At 57.1% G+C, this 20,859-nt stretch carries 17 protein-coding genes and 1 pseudogene; 7 read left to right on the top strand and 11 right to left on the bottom strand.

The window, feature by feature from the left end; translation table 11 throughout:
* Nucleotides 1-177: 177 nt before the first annotated feature.
* The 4 genes from AC1RME_RS15020 to AC1RME_RS15005 all read right to left on the bottom strand — a co-directional run bounded on the left by AC1RME_RS15020 (nt 178) and on the right by AC1RME_RS15005 (nt 5,670).
* Entirely contained in the window at nt 178-837 is a 660-nt protein-coding gene (locus AC1RME_RS15020; protein ID WP_096822482.1) for a hypothetical protein, read from the bottom strand.
* Nucleotides 838-900: 63 nt separating this feature from the next.
* Nucleotides 901-1,140 (bottom strand): hypothetical protein, encoded by a 240-nt coding sequence (locus AC1RME_RS15015; protein ID WP_096822481.1) that lies wholly within the window; start codon nt 1,138-1,140, stop codon nt 901-903.
* Nucleotides 1,141-1,504: 364 nt separating this feature from the next.
* Nucleotides 1,505-3,376: a UvrD-helicase domain-containing protein gene (locus AC1RME_RS15010; protein ID WP_096822480.1), complete on the bottom strand. Its 1,872-nt coding sequence runs from the start codon at nt 3,374-3,376 to the stop codon at nt 1,505-1,507.
* Nucleotides 3,373-5,670 (bottom strand): AAA family ATPase, encoded by a 2,298-nt coding sequence (locus AC1RME_RS15005; protein WP_096822479.1) that lies wholly within the window; start codon nt 5,668-5,670, stop codon nt 3,373-3,375. The genes AC1RME_RS15010 and AC1RME_RS15005 overlap by 4 nt, the downstream gene beginning before the upstream one ends.
* 241 nt (nt 5,671-5,911) lie before the next feature.
* Between AC1RME_RS15005 and AC1RME_RS15000 the strand changes: the two genes are divergently transcribed.
* The 4 genes and pseudogenes from AC1RME_RS15000 to AC1RME_RS14985 all read left to right on the top strand — a co-directional run bounded on the left by AC1RME_RS15000 (nt 5,912) and on the right by AC1RME_RS14985 (nt 9,470).
* Nucleotides 5,912-6,850, top strand: coding sequence for a DUF6685 family protein (locus AC1RME_RS15000; protein WP_255261968.1), 939 nt, complete (start codon nt 5,912-5,914; stop codon nt 6,848-6,850).
* Between the two features lie 112 nt (nt 6,851-6,962).
* The gene (locus AC1RME_RS14995) at nt 6,963-7,460 is read left to right on the top strand and encodes a hypothetical protein (protein ID WP_096822478.1); all 498 of its coding nucleotides are present in this window, start codon (nt 6,963-6,965) and stop codon (nt 7,458-7,460) included.
* A gap of 236 nt (nt 7,461-7,696) precedes the next feature.
* A pseudogene (locus tag AC1RME_RS14990) lies at nt 7,697-8,493 on the top strand (IS3 family transposase); the annotation flags it as partial.
* 617 nt (nt 8,494-9,110) lie between these two features.
* Nucleotides 9,111-9,470 carry a DUF6124 family protein gene (locus AC1RME_RS14985; protein ID WP_096822477.1) on the top strand — a complete coding sequence of 120 codons (360 nt, stop codon included), beginning with the start codon at nt 9,111-9,113 and terminating at the stop codon, nt 9,468-9,470.
* A gap of 75 nt (nt 9,471-9,545) precedes the next feature.
* On the opposite strand, the gene AC1RME_RS14980 is transcribed toward AC1RME_RS14985, so the two are convergent.
* The 3 genes from AC1RME_RS14980 to inhA all read right to left on the bottom strand — a co-directional run bounded on the left by AC1RME_RS14980 (nt 9,546) and on the right by inhA (nt 12,825).
* Nucleotides 9,546-11,111 (bottom strand): methyl-accepting chemotaxis protein, encoded by a 1,566-nt coding sequence (locus AC1RME_RS14980; protein ID WP_096822476.1) that lies wholly within the window; start codon nt 11,109-11,111, stop codon nt 9,546-9,548.
* A 102-nt stretch (nt 11,112-11,213) separates the two neighbouring features.
* The gene (locus tag AC1RME_RS14975; RefSeq protein WP_096822475.1) at nt 11,214-12,005 is read right to left on the bottom strand and encodes a CPBP family intramembrane glutamic endopeptidase; all 792 of its coding nucleotides are present in this window, start codon (nt 12,003-12,005) and stop codon (nt 11,214-11,216) included.
* Nucleotides 12,006-12,138: 133 nt separating this feature from the next.
* Nucleotides 12,139-12,825: an isonitrile hydratase gene (inhA, locus tag AC1RME_RS14970; protein ID WP_096822474.1), complete on the bottom strand. Its 687-nt coding sequence runs from the start codon at nt 12,823-12,825 to the stop codon at nt 12,139-12,141.
* A gap of 88 nt (nt 12,826-12,913) precedes the next feature.
* Between inhA and AC1RME_RS14965 the strand changes: the two genes are divergently transcribed.
* The gene (locus AC1RME_RS14965) at nt 12,914-13,897 is read left to right on the top strand and encodes a GlxA family transcriptional regulator (protein WP_096822473.1); all 984 of its coding nucleotides are present in this window, start codon (nt 12,914-12,916) and stop codon (nt 13,895-13,897) included.
* Here AC1RME_RS14965 and AC1RME_RS14960 read toward each other — a convergent pair.
* The 3 genes from AC1RME_RS14960 to AC1RME_RS14950 form a co-directional block, all read right to left on the bottom strand.
* Nucleotides 13,866-14,765: an alpha/beta fold hydrolase gene (locus AC1RME_RS14960; RefSeq protein WP_096822472.1), complete on the bottom strand. Its 900-nt coding sequence runs from the start codon at nt 14,763-14,765 to the stop codon at nt 13,866-13,868. The genes AC1RME_RS14965 and AC1RME_RS14960 overlap by 32 nt on opposite strands.
* 10 nt (nt 14,766-14,775) lie before the next feature.
* Nucleotides 14,776-15,165, bottom strand: coding sequence for a hypothetical protein (locus AC1RME_RS14955; RefSeq protein WP_096822471.1), 390 nt, complete (start codon nt 15,163-15,165; stop codon nt 14,776-14,778).
* Nucleotides 15,166-15,473: 308 nt separating this feature from the next.
* On the bottom strand, nt 15,474-17,300 hold the full coding sequence (locus tag AC1RME_RS14950) for a glycoside hydrolase family 15 protein (protein WP_096822470.1): 1,827 nt from the start codon (nt 17,298-17,300) through the stop codon (nt 15,474-15,476).
* 207 nt (nt 17,301-17,507) lie between these two features.
* On the opposite strand from AC1RME_RS14950, the gene AC1RME_RS14945 reads away from it, so the two are divergent.
* On the top strand, nt 17,508-18,680 hold the full coding sequence (locus tag AC1RME_RS14945) for an MFS transporter (RefSeq protein ID WP_096822469.1): 1,173 nt from the start codon (nt 17,508-17,510) through the stop codon (nt 18,678-18,680).
* A gap of 6 nt (nt 18,681-18,686) precedes the next feature.
* On the opposite strand, the gene AC1RME_RS14940 is transcribed toward AC1RME_RS14945, so the two are convergent.
* Nucleotides 18,687-19,817 (bottom strand): cupin-like domain-containing protein, encoded by a 1,131-nt coding sequence (locus tag AC1RME_RS14940; RefSeq protein ID WP_096822468.1) that lies wholly within the window; start codon nt 19,815-19,817, stop codon nt 18,687-18,689.
* Between the two features lie 127 nt (nt 19,818-19,944).
* Here AC1RME_RS14940 and AC1RME_RS14935 point away from each other — a divergent pair, with 127 nt between their 5' ends.
* On the top strand, nt 19,945-20,682 hold the full coding sequence (locus tag AC1RME_RS14935; RefSeq protein WP_096822467.1) for a thioesterase II family protein: 738 nt from the start codon (nt 19,945-19,947) through the stop codon (nt 20,680-20,682).
* Nucleotides 20,683-20,859 lie beyond the last annotated feature (177 nt).

The following is a 20,859-nucleotide window of genomic DNA, read 5'->3' as shown; positions in this document are numbered from 1 at the left end:
AGCAGGCATTTTTGGGTTAATTTATGGCCTTCTCGGCATCCGTTGCTTTAAATTACGGAAAAATTCTCCGACGCAAGGTGCTTTCTGAGTGAAGGTTCACAGTGCGTCGCGCGACGGGCACCGAAAAAGCAATTGCCCCAGAGGCGACCATATCTGGGGCTTGAAAGGGCGGAAACCTCAGCAGTCTGGTTGGAATAGATGAAGCAGGAAACTCTCGATGGTATCTATTGTTGAGTGAATATAGGTCGCATCCATCATGATGAGATGCTCCTCAATGAAGCTAAAATTTTGGTTGTTCCTGATTATATCTATTAGTTTTTTTGGGTTTTTAATTAGATTTGCATCGCCGTCTGCATGGACGATGCAGTTTCTTATAAGGTTCAAGGTTGTGAGGTGAGACCATTGCTTATTAGCGGTTTCAAAATCTCTCTTGGCCAGTTTTTCAAGGTAGAGTCTGAACTTTACTATTCCTTCGCCTTTGACCTCTGATGGCGCTAAGGGCAGCTTCATTGAATCGTAGTACATTGTGCATAGCTTACTCATGCTGTTTTCTAGATATGCATAGCTTGCGAGGACTGCAGAGTATCTGTGCATTCTAAGGGAGATGAATTCTATTTCTCTGAGAGCGTCTGAATACCTATAATCATGCTCACTATCATCTTCGTGGTTTTTTGTTCGCTCCTGCTCAGCTTGGCAGTCTTTCCACAGTTCTTCAGTTTCTTCTTGGTAAACCTTTTCGACTCGGTCGAAGTGTCGGCGCAAGTAATTACATTTGCTCTTAATTGTGTAGGGGGTCACTGATCCCAATTCTGGGTTCTGAGGGATGACTTTGAACATGAAGTTGCTCTTTGGTTGTCCAGAGATAAACGTTGAGACTGTGTAGAGCTTCGGGAGCAGGCTTTATGGTGAGTTTGATGTGCTTCTCAGTTCAGCAAGCAGATGCTCAAGTTGCGTATACTGTTCTGTAGTAGGCGTATTGTAGAGAAGATTGGCTTCGATATAGCTAATCACTGCGTCAACGGAGTCAGCAGGAATCAGGGCTGCGTAAGTGCTTGCCAGAGCGCTGTCGATCACCTCTGTTTCATCTCTTCCGATATTTCCGCTGTTGATGATTGCTAATGCTTTTTGCAGATCTGCCATTCTGAGCTCCTGCTTTACAGATAAATGCCTAAAGAGTCTTATACGGGACATGACGGGTGTCTACCTCCTGAGAGAGGTGGACACCACAAAATGGTCGCTGGTCGAGCTATGGGGGCCTAAGGCGTAGCTTATGGATTGGTATCTCCAGCTTTGCCATCTTTATTACACTACGTCTGCAAAATGCTACCAACTGCCTCTAGAGTCAAATGCGTATTGCTTTGTGGCAATCTGGGCACAGTGAGCACACCGTTCTTGTAATCGACAGTGCCGGGTTCCTCCAGAACATAAGCAACTGAAGTCAGGTCATGTGCCATTTGGCTCTTCAGTACACCTTCAAGAGCAGTCATGCTGTTCGTAGGTAGCTTCACAAAAGCTCGACCTCTTCGGGCTTGAGCCAATCAGCCTCGATCACTCGTTGTTTAGCTATCTCAGGCTGAGCGGTGTATACCACAATTGCGAGACTTTCTTCAGCCCGGCTGCAAGTGACGTACAGCAGGCGACGGGTGCGAGCCAGGGAATCATCTTTGCCCTCGCGTTGGTTTTTTACGTCGTTGTCAGAAGCTGGCTTTACACCCAAGAGTTTGTCGTAACTGAAAAGGAAGCCGCCTGCCTCTTCGTCATTGAGGATGACCATGACTCTGGGGAACTCCAGCCCCTTCACACCTTGGTGCGTGTCGAAGGGGGATAGTCCTTCGGTATAGCCAGCGAACGCTGCCATTTCCGAGAAGGGACGCCCTAGCAGAACCCGGTATGCATGGGTTTCCAATGCATCACGATCCGATGTATCGGGAGGGTCATCAGTAGTGGCGCCAAGCAAAAGAGCTTCAATAAGGCGATTGGGGATATCTAGTAGGCCTGTTTGGTACAGGACATGAGCGACGTCTTCTATCAGGGGATCATTATCATCAAACAGTTTGGTCAGCGACTCAGTAGCTTCCCCTGCCTTCTCAAGCAAGGCTAACTGGTCAGGCGCCTCTTTCATGGATTTAGAGTCGAGAAGCGGAGACTGAAGCCGCACAGCTTCCATGAGGCTGAAACTGTCCGTCCTGGAGGCTTGAAGAATTGGGGCTACCCGTTCGAAGAACAGTTTCAAGATTGGCAGTGTTCCGTCCAGTAGCCCCGTTCGCAGGTGCTCAACTCCATACAGCGGTGTGAACACATTCTCGAACCCCATTCGGCGTCCGGCCATCTTGTGTTCAAGAATCAGGGTCTTTCTTCCGTCTTTACCAACTGCCCACTGAGCGTCGCCGGTGATGGCTGCCATGCGGTGTGCGATGTCTTCCTCCAATTCGAAACCTTGACCTGGTATCTGTTGGGTGCAAAACATTCGAACTGTGCCCTCTATCGCATCAGGCTTTGAGTGCTGCTGATGGGCGTCTGCGCTCGCACGAATTACGTTAATCAGATCAACGACCCGCGTTGGGCAGCGACGGTTCATACGCTTTTCTGGCATGGCCCAGTCCCGAGGGATCGCTTCCTCCAAGCGCACCTTTCCATCGTTGTAGATGCGCTGCATGGTATCGCCGAGAAGCCCGAGACAGAAACGGTGAGGGATGAGGGATTGTGCTCGCAGAAAAGCGTCCATGAGTGGCCCGTTGGTATCTTGACTCTCATCGATCAAAAGTACCGGGTGCAGATCCGCCATAACGTCCAGCAATGGAGGTTGTTGGATAAACGCAGCGGCCATTTGGATGACTTCACTATGATTTAGAGCTTGCCTACCGCGATTGTCGCCGGTAGGGCTGTAAGTGAATGTCGTTATCTCATCCAGAGCGTCGAGCCTACGAACTTTGCTATCCCTCGAAGCCTGGTTTGATAGAAAGGTCTTGTTTTGACTTCGGGCTTTTCCGAGCTTCTCATTAAGCTCTTCGATGTCTTCGGTGAGCTTGATTCGAAGCCACTCACGAATGTCGTCATTGAAGCCTTGAATCATCCGCCAAGAGAAGGCGTGAATGGTTGACACAACTACCAGCGGATCGTGTTCAAGACGGCGGGCAATTTCTTCGCACGCTGCATTGGTATAGGTGATGATTGCGATTTGACGCCCTTCAAACGTCAGTCGTTGCCGCTCCCTATTCTTTAGATTTTTCACGGACTCGACTAGCGAATGGGTTTTTCCAGAGCCAGCGCCGGCGTATAGGAAAAAACTTTTCGGATGATCGAGACTTAGGCATTCCTGGATAACCTGATCGGCATCTGGAACATCTTTCATCGCGGCGTCTGGCTGAGTGGTCATGGAGTTACCTCGACGCTAGCTGATGGGATGACCAAAAGCTCTTTGCTTTTTCTTTCTAACTTTGACTGGAGCCACGCCAAGCCTTCATGGATATAGGTTGGTATGGTCAATTTGGCAAAATTGGAGTCGCCGAGAACGTGCAAAGCGAACTCAGCCTTATCACCATCCTTGAGCTTGGTGAACATCTCTGCGCCAAGCTCGAGGGATGTCTCGGATTCACGTAGCGCCTTGGCAAAGGATCGCGTCAGCCCTCGTCCCACTTTGCCTGTAAAATGCTCGGTGTTGCTCAGTACGAGGCTATCTTCAAACGTATTTGGTAATGTTTCGACGTCCATCCCGGTTTTGGGTAGGCGGATGGTAATGGGCGTTTGATACGCGATCCTGATCGAAAACAGATCGTCAATCTGCTGGGCTTTACTTTCGAAGGGAAGATCCAGTAACGAATCCACGTCATGTCCAAGGCCTGCCGCTCGCATCCAATGACGCACTGTTGGGTTGTTAGTGGATTGGCCTTTTTTCCGCTCGACAGGCTTGCCGACTTGAAGGATTCCAGCGTCCAAGTCGGTTATCACCAGAGTGACAATACCCAATGCGTCGATCAGTGGCCGGAGACGATGCGCGTGGCTTCCCCCGATATCCAAGATGGTGATGTAGCACTGGTCAAGAAAGCGGAAGTGCTGCCTCAAAAAATGAGGAAGCATCATGCGTTCAGCAGCTCCCTCGACCAGGATCACCGCATCCGCAAAAAATAGGTCGGCATGTTGGGCGCGAAGGTAACGGGTAACAAATTCCTTTGTTTGATTTGGCTTGCCGAAGACGGTACTAAGGTTCGACACGGTAGAGACCGGAATTGGTACTCCGGCCATGCCAGAGGGGAGTCTGCGGAAGTACCTTAGGTTTTCGTAGTCAATCTCATGAGCCACATGGCTGGAGTGAGAGCTGACTACTAGCTGTGTTCTGAGGTTGGTGTATTTCGCTAGCAGTGGATCGCTGCACAGCACGTGGTAGGCGTGTTTTATGAATGCTTGCTGAACCTGGACGTGCAGGTGAGCCTCCGGTTCCTCGATGAGAACTAAGTGGATAGGCTCAACTCCTGTCGCGCTCTGCTCTTCAAGCGTCCTGTACTTCTTCAGCCATTCATCCCGAAATGCCATCAATCGGAATATCATCGAGATGAGATTCTGATATCCCAGTCCGTTGGACGTCTCGGGAAGCCTGAGAGCCGGCGCTCCTGGAGCTCCTCCGACAGAATCCAGCTCAAACAGCACAGCGGCTTCGTGATTCATCCCGTCCGTAGGGGCGAGGCGTGTGGCTACTCGGATGGACGGATCGGAGTTGTTCGGATAGCCCAAGCCGGCCACTTCCTGTAGCGCTGGCGCGAAGCTCGTGCTCAAGCGTGTGTCAAAGGCAGTCTGAGCTGCCTCGATTGCTCTGAGCGCCTCCAAATCTGAAACATCTGGGCTATCGCCTGGATCAAGGTGTCTGCTGTAGTACGCTCGTAGTTGCTCCGAGAGTTTCCTGCCCGAACCATTTCCTCCTTCCAAGACGCTCTCGTCAGCGCTGTCACCGAAGCCGCGTTGAGCATTGATCTCATGGATTCGAATCAGGTCATTAAGGGGGTTGCGCTCAAGTGGCGTTGCAGTGGCCGCGAGCGCTTGCTGGTTCGCTTTACGAGTTACCGGATCGGGGGCTTGGAGCTGGCCTGGATCAAGGCGGTACCATCGAATTTTGAAGGTTCTACCAATTCGTCGATTCAGGTAGTCATGCAAGCTTTGCGGCCAGAGCGGAAGCGACGGTGGTTCCGTACCTTGAGCCGCCTGATTCTGAATTTCTTGCTGAAGCAGCTTTACACGCTCCCGCTCTTTTCGGTAATCAACAAACAGCGTTGTCATCTCATCCGGTTCTAAGCGGAACCGCATGCCTACATGGCCGCCTTTCCACGCGAAGTTAGGAATGAGGTCACGGATGTGGTGAAGCTCACCCTGAGACGCTTCGAGCCATACATCCAGCGTTGGCAACCAGTCAGCCCAGTCGTTTGCCACGGGGATTGGAAAGTTACTATCTGCACCTTCCCAAGCCTCACCAATCGCATCGATTGTGGCGAGATGACTTAGAGTCAGATCCTGCAGTCTGAAAACCGATGCTTTCGACAATAGGAACTTGCGTAAGGCCAACATGGCTGAGGATTTGCCACTGTTGTTGGCTCCAACGAGGAGGGTAGTCTCAGATGCGAGGTCGATTCTTACAGACAGGAGCTTGCGGAAGTTCGCGATTTCCAGGTGCTGAATTTGCATGTTCTCTTCCCTGATGACTGGTCAGCGACTGTGCGCCAGGCTGATAGATGACGGAACTCTAGCTGAGCCATCTCGGCGCTCCAACCACTGTGATGGAGTTTAGCCATCATTGGAGTATTTTCTGATTTGTAAAGCTCGTAGGGTGATGGGGAGCTGAATCGTTATCCGCTGGTTTGGTGACGCTTTTTTTTGCACTCTTCACTCCATCTCCGCTTCACTCGCAACGACATAGGAGCTTGAAATGCTAAGGAAGGCCGTAAAATTCCTTCGAAATTCTCTGCTTGAGGACTTCGGTTATCCGGCCTCATTGATCAACCTCGTGCGTGAAGACAGCGGGTTGAACAGACACCTCGTTGAGTATGAAAAGGGTATTGGTGCATTCGAGATCGTTCGTTGGAATGATTTTGGAAACCTACTGAGTGAAGATCATTTTCACCGTTGGCGTCTCAGTGGCTGGACTCGATGCCCAGGCGCGTATCACAACTATGGCAGCACAAGCATCGTGCGCGAGGATCTGCTGAATCTCGGCACTGTCATTGAGCAGGAGCAATGGAGCAGCGAGATCCAGGAGATTGATGGTTTCTCGGGGTCGAAGTCCGAATTGCACAAGTTCAAGAGTACGGACGCCATGGTTGTGCGAAATTCTCAGGAAATGATCAACCCTGTCACGAAGGAGAAGCTTGAAGAAAACCTCCGCTGGGATGAGATTCGCATCATTTCTCGAGAGAAGACCACTGACCATTTCGCTACGTGGGAATGGGATGGGAGGGTTTTCCTCATCAACAGTGGTGGCTCTCATCACTTCGCAGCAGCCAAGTACATAGCGAAGCGCCTTGAGATCAAAGTGCCTTTGTCCGGCAGATACGTAACGTACGGCATCAACCAAGTAGCTGTGGCAAGTCTTCGCCGCGACTTCGAAATTTTTGTGATGTCCTGGAAAACCGACCACCAATTAGGTTTCCACAAGGCCATGCAAAACTTTGAGGCCACCTACTACTGGAAAGCTCTACCTCGCCCTTACACCGAGCAATGTGCGATCTTCTTGCCCAAATCTGAGAAGCGCTCGGCGAAGGTCGCTCAAGTGTTGCACGAGGCGGGCTTCCAGGATTTGGGCAAGTACCTAAAAGCGCTTGGTAGCCCGCTGGCGGCGAGAACTTCCTCTAGGCTAGAAGCGTGCTGAGTCAGAATTTGCAGGTATTACACATCACGTTTTCCTACCTGCGGCCAATGTGGATGCAGATTGATGCAACACTCGATACCTGCGCAGGATTAACGGATTTTCTGGAGGAAATATGGACTTGGTTGAAGAGGCTCTCAGGGCAGAGCTGCCGAAGCTGGCAGTAGACTTTTTCGTCGTTTTCTCAAGATTCGAATGCGCACTTAAGCGATCTGGCATCTATGCAATTGGTGACGATAATGGAGTGAGCCCTGATTGGGATAAATTTGCCCGAGATCTTGGCCAGGGATTTCTGGTTGATGTCATCGCCCTAGAAATTGCTCCTGTCCTAGTTGCCAATCCTCCCAAAAAACAAGTGAAGCTCGATGATGGAATGCTTGGATGGAAAGATACAAATGCCGTGGCGCGCACGTCGGATCTGTTTGTTGCGATTCGCCGTGTGAGGAACAACCTTGTCCACGGTGCGAAGTACCAAGATGGTGGCGCCGGTCATGCGATTTTCGTCGAAGGTTCTGAAAGAGACGATGCACTACTTAGCCAATCAATGGCTGTGATGACCTTGGCTCTGAAGGTTCGTCCAGATATTCACGATCATTTTCGGCGTTACGGATGAGAGGCGGCTCGATGGAAGGCCAATATCGAGCAAATTCAGAAGGGTAAGTCTTCGTCCTCAATTGGCTCAGGTTCATCTTGGGGCTTCGGCATCAGAGCTTGATGAATGCTTTCGAGTCGAACCTGCAATTCATCGAACGTCACCACCAAAACGTCCTTCAGACCGTTCCGATATTGCTCAAAGGCACGCTGTTTATTTTCTTCGATTGGGGTGCGTCCAATAATCACGATGGTCGCAACCGCATGAGCGTGAACGCGCTCTATTTTAAAAAAGGCTACCGCGCTCTTGATGTCGGAAGAGCACGAGCGCACGCGCTGATTGATCAACTGAGCGCCCAGGAGCCGATTGATTGGCTTTGTGTGGTCTTTGATATCACTCGCTCGTGCTACTACGCCCACCGCCTCAGACGTCGAACTCCAGACGTTGAGCGGCTTCGGTTACGCAGCCGAGTCAATGAGCTGTTCACGCAGAGTCGAAGCGCCGCTGGCAGCCGCAGTATCGTGTCGATGATGCAGAAAGAGGGCGGTCAAATCGGACGGTTCAAGGTGCGTGGCCTGATGCGGGAACTGGCATTAGTCAGTAAACAACCCGGATCACATGCCTACAAACAAGCGACGGTTGAGCGACCGGACATTCCGAATATCTTGAATCGAGAGTTTTAAGTGCCGGCACCCAATCAGGTCTGGTGTGGCGATATCACGTACGTCTGGGTTCGAGGAAAATGGCATTACTGGCTGTCGTGCTGGATCTCTACGCACGTCGAGTTGTGGGCTGGGCGCTGTCGAGCAAACCGGACGCGGACGTGGTGATCAATGCGTTGGACATGGCTCACGAGCAGCGTGGCCGGCCTCAAGGACAGCTACTCCACTCGGATCAGGGCTCGCAATATGGCAGTCGCCAGTTTCGCCAGTTTCGCCAACGACTGTAGCGTTACCGCATGCGCCAGAGCATGAGCCGTCGTGGAAACTGTTGGGATAACGCACCGATGGAGCGCGTGTTTCGAAGTTTGAAAACTGAATGGGTACCGAGTGTCCGGGATTAGTTGACCACTACAATCCGAGCTAACGCTCATCCTGTTGAGTGGTGAGAAGCGGAATGTTTGCTCTTTAAGATTGAGGTGCTTTCAAAAACCTGAGTTCAACTCGGTATCCCATGTCGGCGTACCTCACCCAAACACCTCCGTCAGTCCCCTCTCCCTCGGGGAGAGGGCTAGGGTGAGGGGTAAGGATTTCACTGACACACCACAAAAACTGAAAGCCCCCCAGCCCAGCATTTCCAGCGAATAAACACGATCGAGTGACCACGTTTAAAGTACACGAACCGTTACGCCATAAGGGCTACAACACCTTGCGTCGTTGCCTACGCGTACGCCAGAATTCGCCGGCTTACACAACTTGGAGAGGGCTATATCGTTTCCCTGTCACTGAAAAGTGACTGGGTTTGGTAGCCCGATTCGAGTTGTGGTTATTGCGACACCTTCAATGCTGTCTCTTTTCTGAGGCGCAGCTTTGTATGGTGGGCGTGCGTGGGGCTCATTCGTGAGCGCCGGGTTTCCCAATTCGACCGGTCTACCAACCCGCGCATGGCCGCCACCCGCCGTTTGGTAGCGAGGGTGATGGCTCCCATATTTTTCGAATTGGAGTTTTATCCATGTTCAAAGCCACACCCAACCCACCAGAAACCGATCCAACCTCCAACGACCCCGCGCTCGAATCCCAAAAGACAAAAGAAGCCGCCGACCGCGCACTCGACTTTTACCTAGGCCCTGAAATCCCGAAGTACTTCCCACCCAAGGCCCGCCCCATCTACATGGTCGATCCCACGCTCGATGACGAAACACTGCTCGTCGAAGCCAGTGAATCACTGTCGTCAGCCAACGCCATGGCCGGCAATATCGCCAACTCGGTGAAAGGCCCGGAACGCAAACCGCTGCTGGCGCTGCAACAGTTGATCATGTTGAACGAGCTGCTGGTGAATCGGCTGCTGGACAAGCTTCGGTTGCCGCAATAGTCGTCAATCGTAGGAATCAACAAACAAAAACCCCGGAAGCTTTCGCTGTCCGGGGTTTCTTTATTGCCAGAATAATCAGCGGTTAAACCGCTCCACCAACGAATACTGCGTATTAGCCGTCTTCGTCAGCTCTTCACTCAACAGCGCCGAGTTATGCGCCTGTTCCGAGGTCTGGTCCGCCAGTTCCGAGATGTTGCTGATGTTGCGGCTGATTTCTTCAGCCACCGCACTTTGCTCTTCGGTCGCGGCGGCGATCTGGGTGGTCATGTCGGTGATGTTGGCCACTGCTTCGCTGATGCCGACCAATGCCTGATCCGCTTCCAGAACCCGCGCTACACCTTCTTCCGCCTGGCGATGGCCGGCTTCCATGGTTTGTACGGCGCTGGATGCAGTCTGTTGCAACTTGGCGATCAGGGCGTGGATCTGGCCGGTGGATTCGCTGGTGCGTTGTGCCAGTTGGCGGACTTCGTCGGCGACCACGGCAAAACCGCGACCCATTTCGCCGGCACGCGCGGCTTCAATCGCAGCGTTGAGGGCGAGCAGGTTGGTCTGGTCGGCGATGCCTTTGATCACGTCGACCACGCCGCCGATTTCGTCGCTGTCCTTGGCCAGTTGAGTGACGGTCAGGCCGGTTTCACCGACAACGACCGACAAGCGCTGGATGGCTTCGCGGGTTTCGCCGGCGATGTCGCGGCCGCGACCGGTCAGGCGATTGGCTTCCTGGGTGGCGTCGGCGGTGCGCTGGACGTGGCTCGCCACTTCTTGTGTGGTGGCGGCCATCTGGTTGACGGCGGTGGCGACCTGTTCGGTTTCCACGCGCTGGCGTTCCAGGCCGATGGAGCTGTTGTGCGCCAGACTGTCGGACTGTTTGGCCTGATCGGTCAGGTGCTCGGCGGTGTCCTGCAGACGGGTCAGACAGGTTTTCAGGCGGGCTTCCTGGCTGAGGATTGACATTTCCAGACGCGCCTGGGCGCCACGGCTGTCGGTGTACATCTGCGCGATCAACGGGTCGGAGGTGGTCTGCTCGGCCAGACGCAGCAGGCGCTTGAGCCCACGTTGCTGCCATTGCAAGCCCAACAGACCCAGCGGCACCGACAGACCGGCAGCGAGGGCGAAGCCCCACTGCGAGTTCAGGGTGGCGCCGATCATGAAGCTCAACTGGCTGACCAGAATGAACGGCAGCCAGTCCTGCACAATTGGCAGCCATTTGTCGCTCGAAGGAATCGCCGACTTGCCCTGGTTGATGCGTTGGTAGAGCGCTTCGGCACGGCGGATCTGTTCGGCGGACGGCTTGACCCGCACCGACTCGTAACCGACCACCTGACTGCCATCGAACACCGGCGTTACATAGGCGTTCACCCAGTAATGATCACCGGTCTTGCAGCGATTCTTGACAATGCCCATCCATGGCAAGCCTTGTTTCAGTGTGCCCCACATGTGCGAAAACACCGCAGCTGGGACGTCGGGGTGACGAACCAGGTTGTGCGGCGCACGGATCAGTTCCTCACGCGAAAACCCGCTGATTTCGACGAAAGCGTCGTTGCAGTAGGTGATCACGCCCTTGGCGTCGGTTGTGGAAATCAACCGTTGCTGAGCCGGGAAAGTCCGTTCGCGTTGTGTAATGGGCTGGTTATTACGCATGGTTTTTCAATCCGCAAGGCTTTGAAAGGTTGTCGGCGGGGTCGGCGATTTGTTGAAGTTTTTTTTCATTTATAAGTACGGCGTCGCAAAACGGGGCTTGCTTCAACCTGCGAGCATCGGATAGGTGAACAGGCCGAAATGCAGCAGGTTCAGACCAAAGTGCGTCATGATCGCCGCGCCGAGCCCGCCAAAACGGTAGGCCAGACCATAGCTGACACCCGCCAGGCCCGCCAGCAACACCCATTGCCAGCCGGCGCCCACATGCACCAGGCCGAACAGCAGGGACGCCAGCAGCAGCGCGAGGTTTTCGCCGTAGGGCAAGTGTTTGAAATGCCGGCTGAGGCCGCCCTGTATATAGCCGCGAAACAGCGCTTCTTCGACCAGTGTCACCAGCAGCAGGTTGTTCAGCACCCACAGCCACGCCTGATCCGGCCATTTCGGCGCCCAGGTGATCATGCCCAGCAACACCGCGCCGCCCAGCGCCAGGATCACGCTCAACGTCAGTGCCAGTGCGGTGGCGTAAACGGTCAGGCGCAACGACCGCCGTGCGACGATCCATGGGCAGACCAGCAACAGCCAGAAGCCAATCAGCGGTTTGTCCAGATTCACGAACATCGAGAACGGCACGGCGTTGTCAGTGAAGCGCTGCGCCGGAATGGCCCGGCCGTTATAGAAGCCCGGCAGCCAGTGCAGGGCCAGCGCCACGGCCAGCACGATAAACAGGCCATGGCCGAGAAAACGCCCGACCGGCACGGTTTGCTGGCGCACGGCGTAACCGGCGAAAACCAGCAGTGCGATGGAGATCAGCGCCAGCCAGCCGAGCTGGCCAAAGCTCAGCGCCAATCCGTAACCAAGGCTGAGAAGCCCGAGATAGAGCCATGGCAGAGCTGTCATGGAAAGTCCTTGTGCACGATTTGTGGACAGGCTTTCTACACGGGTGGGGGCGAGGGGACAAGTGAAGGTGCAGGGGAAAACCGGGACGCAGGCCCTGTGGGTGGGTCCCCACAGGGCCTGTGCTGCGCACGAATCAGCGCAGGTTGAGCTTCGCCGCCGCGCGCTCGGTGATTTCCCGGCGCAGTTTCAGCGACGGTGCTGCACGTTTGCGCGCCTCATCGACAACAGCACTCGGCGCCGTCTCCGGACTGCCCGAATCAAACGGCGGCGCCGGCGCATATTCCAGCTGCAACTGCACCAGTTGCGCCGTATCGACACCCACCAGTTCCTGCGCCAGCGTCAGCGCGAAATCGATCCCGGCCGTGATGCCACCCCCGGTGAACAGATTGCCATCGCGCACCACCCGATCCTTCACCGCAATTGCGCCCAGTGTCGGCAGTAGATCGTGATAAGCCCAGTGCGTGGTCGCCCGTTTGCCCTGCAACAGACCCGCCGCCCCAAGTACCAGCGAACCCGTACACACCGATGTCACGTACCGCGCCTGCGCAGCTTGTGTCTTGATGAACGACAGCGTCTGCTCATCTTCCATCAACGGCCCGACGCCTGCGCCGCCGGGAACGCAGATCACATCCAGATCCGGGCAGTCCTCGAACGTGGTGGTCGGTTTCAGCACCAGCCCGGTGCTGGCGGTGACCGGCACCAGATCCTTCCAGATCAGATGCACCTGCACGTCCAGCAACGAGGCCAGCACGTCATACGGGCCGGTCAGGTCGAGTTGCTGCACCTGGGGAAACAACAGAAAACCGATCTGCAACGCCATGATTCATCTCCGTGAAAAGGGGTGGACGGCTTCACTGTAGGCGCGTAGGTTTTGGCGCATACGCCAATCAGCCCACGAATTACGCCAAATGCCGAAAACCATCCACGTCCTCGCGTTCGCCAATGTGCAACTGCTCGATGTCACCGGGCCGTTGCAGGTCTTCGCCTCGGCCAACGACATTGCCCGCCAGCAGGGTCTGCCTGCGCCGTACGCACCAACGGTCATCGCCAGCGGCGGTGGGGCGGTGAACTCTTCTGCCGGGTTGGCGATGCTGGCCGAATCGCTGCCGAAACAGCCCAGCGATACGCTGATCATTGCCGGCGGCTGGGGCGTCTACGCCGCTGCGGAAGATGCCGCGTTGGTGAGTTGGGTGCGTGAGCATGCGAACGGCTGCCGGCGCGTGGCCTCGGTCTGCACCGGCGCATTTCTGCTGGCGGCCAGCGGCTGGCTCGACGGTCGCCGAGTCGTCACCCACTGGACCCGCTGCGAACAACTGGCGCAGCAGCACCCACGCTTGCAGGTCGAGCCCAATCCGATCTTCATCAACGACGGCCCGGTCTGGACCTCGGCGGGTGTCACCGCCGGCATCGACCTGGCGCTGGCCATGGTCGAAGACGACCTCGGTCGCGACATGGCCCTGGACGTCGCCCGGCAACTGGTGGTGTTCCTCAAGCGACCGGGCGGGCAGTCGCAATTCAGCGTGACGCTGTCGCTGCAAAAACAGGGCAACCGCTTCGATGATTTACACGCGTGGATTGCCGAACACCTGACTTGCGATCTGGGCATCCCGACCCTCGCCGAACAGGCCGGCATGAGCGAACGCAGCTTCGTGCGCCACTACCGCGCCGATACCGGCCAGACCCCGGCCCGCGCCATCGAACTGATCCGCGTCGAAACCGCCCGCCGGTTGCTGAGCGATACCGGTCTGCCGGTCAAACGGGTCGCGGCCAATTGTGGATTTGGCAGTGAAGAGACGTTACGCCGCAGTTTTCTGCGGGCCATGGGTGTGACGCCGCAGGCGTATCGGGAGCGGTTTTCGGTCAGCGCTGGAGCAGATCCAGTAATGCCTTGAGCGTTTCACCCGGCGCCTCCTCGGGAAGGTTGTGCCCGACACCCGCCAGCACCCGCCGCTCATAAGGCCCGGTGAAGTGGTGCGCATCTTCATCGTCTACCGGCGCCGGTCCGACGCCATCATCGGCACCGCACAGCGAAATCGTCGGCACGCTGATCGCCGGTTGCTTCTCCAGTGCCTGCTCCATCCACTCCTGCGCCGGATCGCCCGGTGCATACATGAACCGATGGCGATAGGAGTGAATCACCACCTCAACGAAATCAGGGTTGTCGAACGCCGGTGCACTCAACGGATAACGCTCGGCGTTCCGCGCCCAGGTCGGCGACCACAACTGCCACAGCAACTCGCACAGCGCCCGACGATTCTGCGTCAGCCCTTCAACGCCACGGGGCGTGTGGAAGTAGTACTGATACCAGAAGCGATGCTCGCTCTGCGGATCCAGCGGTTGGGTCGAGTTCGGAATGTCCTGCAGGTTGTAGCCATCGCCCGTGACCAAGCCGCGCACGCGCTCCGGGAACAGTGCCGCCACAATGCACGCCGCCCGACCGCCCCAGTCATAACCGCACAACGTCGCTTGCTCGATACCCAGCGCATCCATCAGGTCCAGCAGATCCTGCGCCAGCGCCGCTTGCTGGCCGGAGCGCAGCGTGTCCGGGCTGTTGAAACGGGTCGGCCCGTAACCACGCAGGTACGGCACGATCACCCGGTAGCCTTTGACGGCGAGGGGGGCAGCGATTTCATCGTAGGCGCGGGGGGAGTAGGGGAAGCCGTGGAGGAGGATGACCGGCGTACCGTTTTCCGGGCCATGATGCTCATAGGCGATGGTCAGACTTTCAGTCTTGCAAAGTTGCATCACGGCTTGGGTCATACGGGATTCCTCAAGTTTCAGCTTCCGCCACCTGATTGAAATACTTGCTGCGATCCGGCGTAAACGTCACCACCATTTTCGTCCGCGAACAGGTCATGACTCGCTCGGCACCCAGATCAATATCCAGATCCTCCCCACGCAACCCTTGCCACTGGGCGAGGTATTTCAGCGACCCGTATTTTTCATTCTTCTTCAGACTGCGACTGACCCCGCCTTTCCAGCCCAGCACCGGAAGTTCATCGGCAGTGCAACGTTGGGCGAGGTCGGGGAAGCGGGCGGCGCGCTGGCGGCCGATTTCCCAGCATTTGATCAGGCCCTTATCGGCGGCTTCCCACAGTTCGTCGCGGGTCAGGCCCGTGCGCAGAGGGGCGTCGATCTGGCGGTGGATGCGTTGGCTCATTCTGGTTCCTTGAATCGGGTTTTTATTGGACAGCTCCGCTGTGCCCGTTGCGGTGGATGGTAGGGGGGGATGTAACAGCTGGCAACAAGGTATTTCGGGGTGTAAGTGCGAGTTGCGGGTCAAGCGTTACACGGGGTTGGCAGGTTTCTGTAGGCCGTGCCATCAACCAGTTGTATCGAAAGTAATCGATTGTGCGGGCCAGCCCTTCAACCGCAAGGGGCGAGGTTGTTTACCGTTCGTAGGAGGTCATCCTACAAACGGCGGTTGAAGTGGAGATCTTTCCTACAGCATGTGGCGAAAAATGATGACTACGGCTGCCAGTAATTCTTCTCCCCACTCAACTTGCGATCGAGAAAACTCGCCGCGCTGATCAACGCCAGATGGGTCAATGCCTGGGGCGTGTTGCCCAGATGCCGGCCACGGTTGTCGAATTCCTCCGCGTACAGTCCCAACGGATTGGCGTAACGCAACAGTTGTTCAAATTCCAGATGGGCCTTCTCCAGTTGTCCGGCGCGGGCCAGGCATTCGACATACCAGAACGAGCACGCAGCGAAAGCGCCTTCGGTGCCCGATAATCCATCGATCCCCGTATGGTCATTGCGATAGCGGTAAACCATGCCGTCACGCACCAAGTGTTTTTCGATGGCTTCAAGCGTCGCGAGCCAGCGCGGATCCTTTGCGCTGACGAAGCGCACCAGCGGCATCAGCAACATCGAGCCGTCCAGCGCGGTGCCGCCCTGGTACTGCACAAAATGCCCGTGTTCTTCATTCCAGAAGTTGTCCCAGATGTCGGCATGAATCGCCTGGCGGGTCTGGTCCCAGCGGGCGAAGGGCGCCGGGAGCGAGCGTTTCGAGGCCAGGCGGATCGCCCGGTCCAGCGCCACCCAGCACATCAGTCGCGAGTGCAGGAAGTGATGTTGCTCACCGCGCATTTCCCAGATGCCTACATCTTTGGTCTGCCAGGTCTCACAGACCTGATCGACCACTTCCATCACATGTTTCCAGCCTTCGTGGGAAATCGCGTCGCCGTACTTGTTGACCAGATAAACGGCGTCCATCAGTTCGCCGAAGATATCCAGTTGAATCTGGTCGTACGCGCCATTGCCGATGCGCACCGGTTTTGCGCTGCCATGCCCGGACAAATGCGTGAGTTCGGTTTCCGGCAGTTCCTGGCGGCCGTCGATGGCGTAGAGGATGTTGAGTTTCATCGGCTGGCCGCTGCAATCGCTGACCCGCCCGCGCAGCCAGCGCATGTAGCCGTTGGCTTCGTCGACAAAGCCCAGGCGCATGAAGGCGTAGACGGTGAAGGAGGCGTCGCGGATCCAGGTGTAGCGATAGTCCCAGTTGCGTTCGCCGCCGGGGGTTTCCGGCAGGCCGAAGGTGGCGGCGGCGAGGATTGCGCCGTGCTGACGCGAGGTGAGTAGCTTGAGGGCGAGGGCAGAGCGGTTGACCATTTCCCGCCAGCGACCGCGATAGTTGGACTGGCCGATCCAGTCGCGCCAGAACTTCAGGGTGCGTTCGATGCACAGCTTGGCGGCCCCTTCGGCAAAGCGCGGATCGTCGCTGGCGCCGAGCATGAACGCTGCCGTTTCATCCTGCTTGAGGGTGAATTGCCCGACCGCTGCATCGTGATCGACGCTCAAGGCTTGATCCGAAGCCAGCCGCAATGTCGGCTGTCCACTGGCGCTGAACAGCACATCCTTTTTATCGACGACCGCGCGGGTTTCAGCGCGGGAGTAGTCATGCCGGACGGCACAACGCAGGTAAAATGTCGCCTGCCCGCTGACCACCCGAACCCGGCGGATCAACAGCGGCAAGGCATCGTCGTTGTCGCCAATCGGCAGCAGATCGGTGATTTCCACCACGGCATGATCGCTGAGCCAGCGGGTTTGCAGGACGTTGGTGTCCGGCAGGTAAATCTGCTCGCGCCGGGCATCGGGCAGGTCCGGGGCCAACTGGAAAATCCCCGCATCGGGCGTATCCAGCAGCGAACAGAAGATCGACGGGCTGTCGAACTCTGGCCAGCAGAAGAAATCCACGCTGCCCTTGTCATTGACCAGCGCCGCACTGCGCATATCGCCAATGATGCCGTGGGCGTCGATGGGGCTTTGTCGTTCAGGGTGATGCTCGGCCATGGTCGTCTGGCTCCGAGGCGAAGGCTTACCTAGCTGACTGATGGCCGGCGACGAGAGTTCATCTGCGTACATGAAATGATCGACAGCTTTGCAGCGCAGCGATTGGCCTTGCACGCCACAGGGACTTCACATTCCACCAACAATTCCTCGCTTTCGCGCCCGTCAGGCTTTGTGGCAAGTTGGCCGCCCCTGATGAGGCTGTATCCGATGGCAAACCCTTACCGCGAACTGTTCAACGCCCCCGGCGCCCGGGCCTTTGTGATGGCCGGGATGATCGCGCGCATGCCGATTTCCATGACCGGCATCGGCGTGATCACCATGCTCTCGCAATTGACCGGCGGCTATGCGCTGGCGGGCGGGGTGGCGGCGACTTTTGCCTTGGCCACGGCGTTCTGCGCACCGCAGGTGTCGCGGCTGGTGGACCGTTACGGTCAAGGGCGGATTCTGCCGGTGTCGGCGCTGATCGGTGGCGGGGCGTTGCTGATGTTGCTGCTGTGCACCCGTTTGCAGGCGCCGACCTGGACGCTGTTCATCTGCGCCGCGCTGGCCGGTTGCATGCCGAGCATGTCGGCGATGGTGCGGGCGCGCTGGACGGAAATCTATCGCGGTCAGCCGCAATTGCAGACGGCGTATGCGCTGGAATCGGTGCTCGACGAAGTCTGCTTTATCGTTGGGCCGCCGCTGTCGGTGGGGCTGTGCGTCGGTGTGTTTCCCGAGGCCGGGCCACTGGCGGCGCTGTTGATGCTGGCGATCGGCGTGACGGCGTTTGTCGCCCAGCGCAGCACCGAGCCGCCGGTGCATCCCCACGAATCAGAGCATCAAGGTTCGATCATTCGTTCGACCGACGTGCAATGGCTGCTGCTGTTGATGGTCGCCATGGGCATGATCGTCGGCGTGGTCGATGTGGTCAGCGTTGCGTTCGCTCAGCAACAAGGGCAACCGGCAGCGGCGAGCATCGTGTTGTCGGTGTACGCCATTGGTTCCTGTCTGGCGGGCATCGCGTTTGGTGCGATGCGCTCGAAACTGCCGTTGCCGCGCCTGTTTCTGTATGGCGGTCTGGCGACGGCGGTGACCACGCTGCCGCTGTTGCTGGCGACCAATATTTTCGGTTTGTCCTTGGCGGTGTTCATCGCCGGGTTGTTCTTCTCGCCAACCTTGATCGTGGCGATGGCGTTGATCGAACGCATCGTGCCGCCGGCCAAACTCACCGAAGGCCTGACTTGGTTGGTGACCGGTCTGAGCATTGGCGTGGCCATCGGTGCCGCCGGTTCCGGTGCATTGGTGGATGCATTCGGTGCTCGCAGCGGCTTCTGGCTGGCGATTGCTGCGGGTGCGGTGGTGCTGTGTTCGGCGGTGCAGAGCTTCCGCCACCTCAAGTGATCGGGGTTACCAGCCCCGGCCCGAATTCACCCAGAAATTCACTGATAACGAAGTCGACACCGATTCCACCTGATGGAACCAGCCTTCCGGCAGAAACAACAGGTCGCCGGCCTCCAGCGTCACCCGCAGGAAGGTCACGTCGCGGGCCTTGGGGAAGCGCTCATAGTCCGGCTCATCCGGGTTGAAGTCGCAGCCGTCCAGACCGCCCTCGGGTGCGGTGGACCAAGTACCCAACGCTTCACGATGATGCGGCGCGGCGAGGGTGAACTTTTTCTGGCCCCAGACCTGGGCGAACAGGTTGTCGGTGTCGTCGCGGTGCAACGGGGTCAACGTGCCTTTGGGGCCGATCCAGATGCGCGGTGGGATGAACAACGAAGCGTCGAAGTAGGGCGGATATTGAATCTGTTGCATCAACGCCGCCGGCAGAATGTTGTTGCCCATGTAGGCCGGTGGTTCTCCGTCCGCACCTTTGACCGCCGGGCTGTCCAGCGAGGCGATGAAGTCGGCCATCGACGTGGAGCGGAAATCCCGTTCGGTCGAGAACGTCTTTTTCACGTAATCGCCGTGGCGGGTGATGCCTTGCAGTTCGGCGAAATGCACCAGTGATTCTTCGCGGCTGAGCCTGAACAGCGGCCAGTCCTGCAGGGCATTGCTGATCACTAGCGGAACGCCGTTGGGCAGGTAACGGCTCTCGAATTCGATCGGCGACAACTCGCTGCGCGGTCGCCGTTCGACGACGGTTTGCGCTGGCAGGCTGGCGGTGAGTTTTTCGCTGAAGCGCGGCGGCGTCGGGTACCGCTTGTTCATGTCGACCTTTTCCACCGGCGCCGCACCCCGGCGAGCGTGGTCGATGATCTGCGGCAGCATCGTCGCCAGGCCCATGTTGCCGCTGATCTTCAGTCGGCCGCTGGCGAACAGTTCCTCGACGTTGGCGATGCCGGCCATGATCCCGAGAAAATCCTGCTCAGCGACTTCGATGGTTACGTCGGGGCTGGCATGGCGACCGGCCTCGGTGCGGCTGCTCGCGCTGACCTCGGACCAGAACGCCTGTGACCCCAGCACGAATTGGAAAACGCCTTCGATACCGACCGCGCCGGCATTGGCGAACAGCTTGCCCAGGATGGTCTGCAGGTCCACGGTGAATCCTCTTTGTTGTTTTGGTCTGAACGGTTAACGTGCATTTGTAACGGTAATTTACAAACTGCCGACTAATTTGCCCGGGCAGCCATCCGTACCCCTTGAAGAGACTTTTTTCGAGGGAAGCGTGGTGACCAAGTTGACCCTGCTGTGCCTGCCGTATTCCGGCGCCAGTGCCATGGTCTACAGCCGCTGGCGGCCGAAGCTGCCGCAGTGGCTGCAATTGCAACCGGTGGAATTGCCCGGGCGTGGTGCCCGGTTCGGCGAACCGCTGCACACCGACATGCGGGCGTTGGCCATGCAACTGGCCAGGGAACTGCGCCCGACACTCAAGGCCCCTTACGCACTGTTCGGCCATAGTCTGGGCGCCTTGCTGGCCTGCGAAATCGCTCACGCCTTGCGCGCGTTGGGTTGCCCGGAACCGGTGGCGCTGTTCGCCTCGGGCACTGCGGCGCCGACGTTGCGCGCCGACTACGACCGCGGCTTTGCCGAGCCGAAGACGGATGCAGAGCTGATCGATCAACTGCGCACGCTCAATGGCACCAGCGAGGAAGTGCTGGCCAATCAGGAGTTGATGAGCCTGACGCTGCCGATCCTGCGCGCCGATTTCCTGCTCTGCGGCAAATTCCAGCCGTTGCAGCGGCCGCTGCTCAACTGCCCGGTGCATGTGCTCGGTGGCAAGGCCGACAAGGCGACTACGGAGCAGTTGATCGGCTGGAGCAAGGAAACCCGTGGCAGCTTCTCGGTGGACATGCTGGCCGGCGGGCACTTCTTCATTCATGAACACGAAGCCAAGGTGCTGCGGGTGATCAAGGATCAACTCGATGTGCATCATCGTCGGCACGGCTTGATGGCTGCCGTTTAACCCGAATTCATTGCTGTCCGGAACCCTGTGAGGGGCGAGCAGGCTTGCTCCCGCAGGGTTTTTTATCGCCCGCAAATCCCCGCTGCACCTCCCTTCTGATAGTTCTTCTCAATCGCTAATTTTTCCGCTTTGCATTCGTTTTATAGGGACGACGTGCCTTTGTGCTGCCAGCCTACT

The sequence above is a fragment of the Pseudomonas sp. GW822-FHT03F08 genome (assembly GCF_058801265.1).
The sequence above is the reverse complement of the archived record's forward strand: the minus strand, read 5'-3'. Positions and strand labels throughout refer to the sequence as shown.

What these genes read in the sequence shown, in the direction of transcription:
- AC1RME_RS15020 (WP_096822482.1), bottom strand. Translation starts at nt 837, where the DNA reads ATGTTCAAAGTCATCCCTCAGAACCCAGAATTGGGATCAGTGACCCCC.
- AC1RME_RS15015 (WP_096822481.1), bottom strand. Translation starts at nt 1,140, where the DNA reads ATGGCAGATCTGCAAAAAGCATTAGCAATCATCAACAGCGGAAATATC.
- AC1RME_RS15010 (WP_096822480.1), bottom strand. Translation starts at nt 3,376, where the DNA reads ATGACCACTCAGCCAGACGCCGCGATGAAAGATGTTCCAGATGCCGAT.
- AC1RME_RS15005 (WP_096822479.1), bottom strand. Translation starts at nt 5,670, where the DNA reads ATGCAAATTCAGCACCTGGAAATCGCGAACTTCCGCAAGCTCCTGTCT.
- AC1RME_RS15000 (WP_255261968.1), top strand. Translation starts at nt 5,912, where the DNA reads ATGCTAAGGAAGGCCGTAAAATTCCTTCGAAATTCTCTGCTTGAGGAC.
- AC1RME_RS14995 (WP_096822478.1), top strand. Translation starts at nt 6,963, where the DNA reads ATGGACTTGGTTGAAGAGGCTCTCAGGGCAGAGCTGCCGAAGCTGGCA.
- AC1RME_RS14985 (WP_096822477.1), top strand. Translation starts at nt 9,111, where the DNA reads ATGTTCAAAGCCACACCCAACCCACCAGAAACCGATCCAACCTCCAAC.
- AC1RME_RS14980 (WP_096822476.1), bottom strand. Translation starts at nt 11,111, where the DNA reads ATGCGTAATAACCAGCCCATTACACAACGCGAACGGACTTTCCCGGCT.
- AC1RME_RS14975 (WP_096822475.1), bottom strand. Translation starts at nt 12,005, where the DNA reads ATGACAGCTCTGCCATGGCTCTATCTCGGGCTTCTCAGCCTTGGTTAC.
- inhA (WP_096822474.1), bottom strand. Translation starts at nt 12,825, where the DNA reads ATGGCGTTGCAGATCGGTTTTCTGTTGTTTCCCCAGGTGCAGCAACTC.
- AC1RME_RS14965 (WP_096822473.1), top strand. Translation starts at nt 12,914, where the DNA reads ATGCCGAAAACCATCCACGTCCTCGCGTTCGCCAATGTGCAACTGCTC.
- AC1RME_RS14960 (WP_096822472.1), bottom strand. Translation starts at nt 14,765, where the DNA reads ATGACCCAAGCCGTGATGCAACTTTGCAAGACTGAAAGTCTGACCATC.
- AC1RME_RS14955 (WP_096822471.1), bottom strand. Translation starts at nt 15,165, where the DNA reads ATGAGCCAACGCATCCACCGCCAGATCGACGCCCCTCTGCGCACGGGC.
- AC1RME_RS14950 (WP_096822470.1), bottom strand. Translation starts at nt 17,300, where the DNA reads ATGGCCGAGCATCACCCTGAACGACAAAGCCCCATCGACGCCCACGGC.
- AC1RME_RS14945 (WP_096822469.1), top strand. Translation starts at nt 17,508, where the DNA reads ATGGCAAACCCTTACCGCGAACTGTTCAACGCCCCCGGCGCCCGGGCC.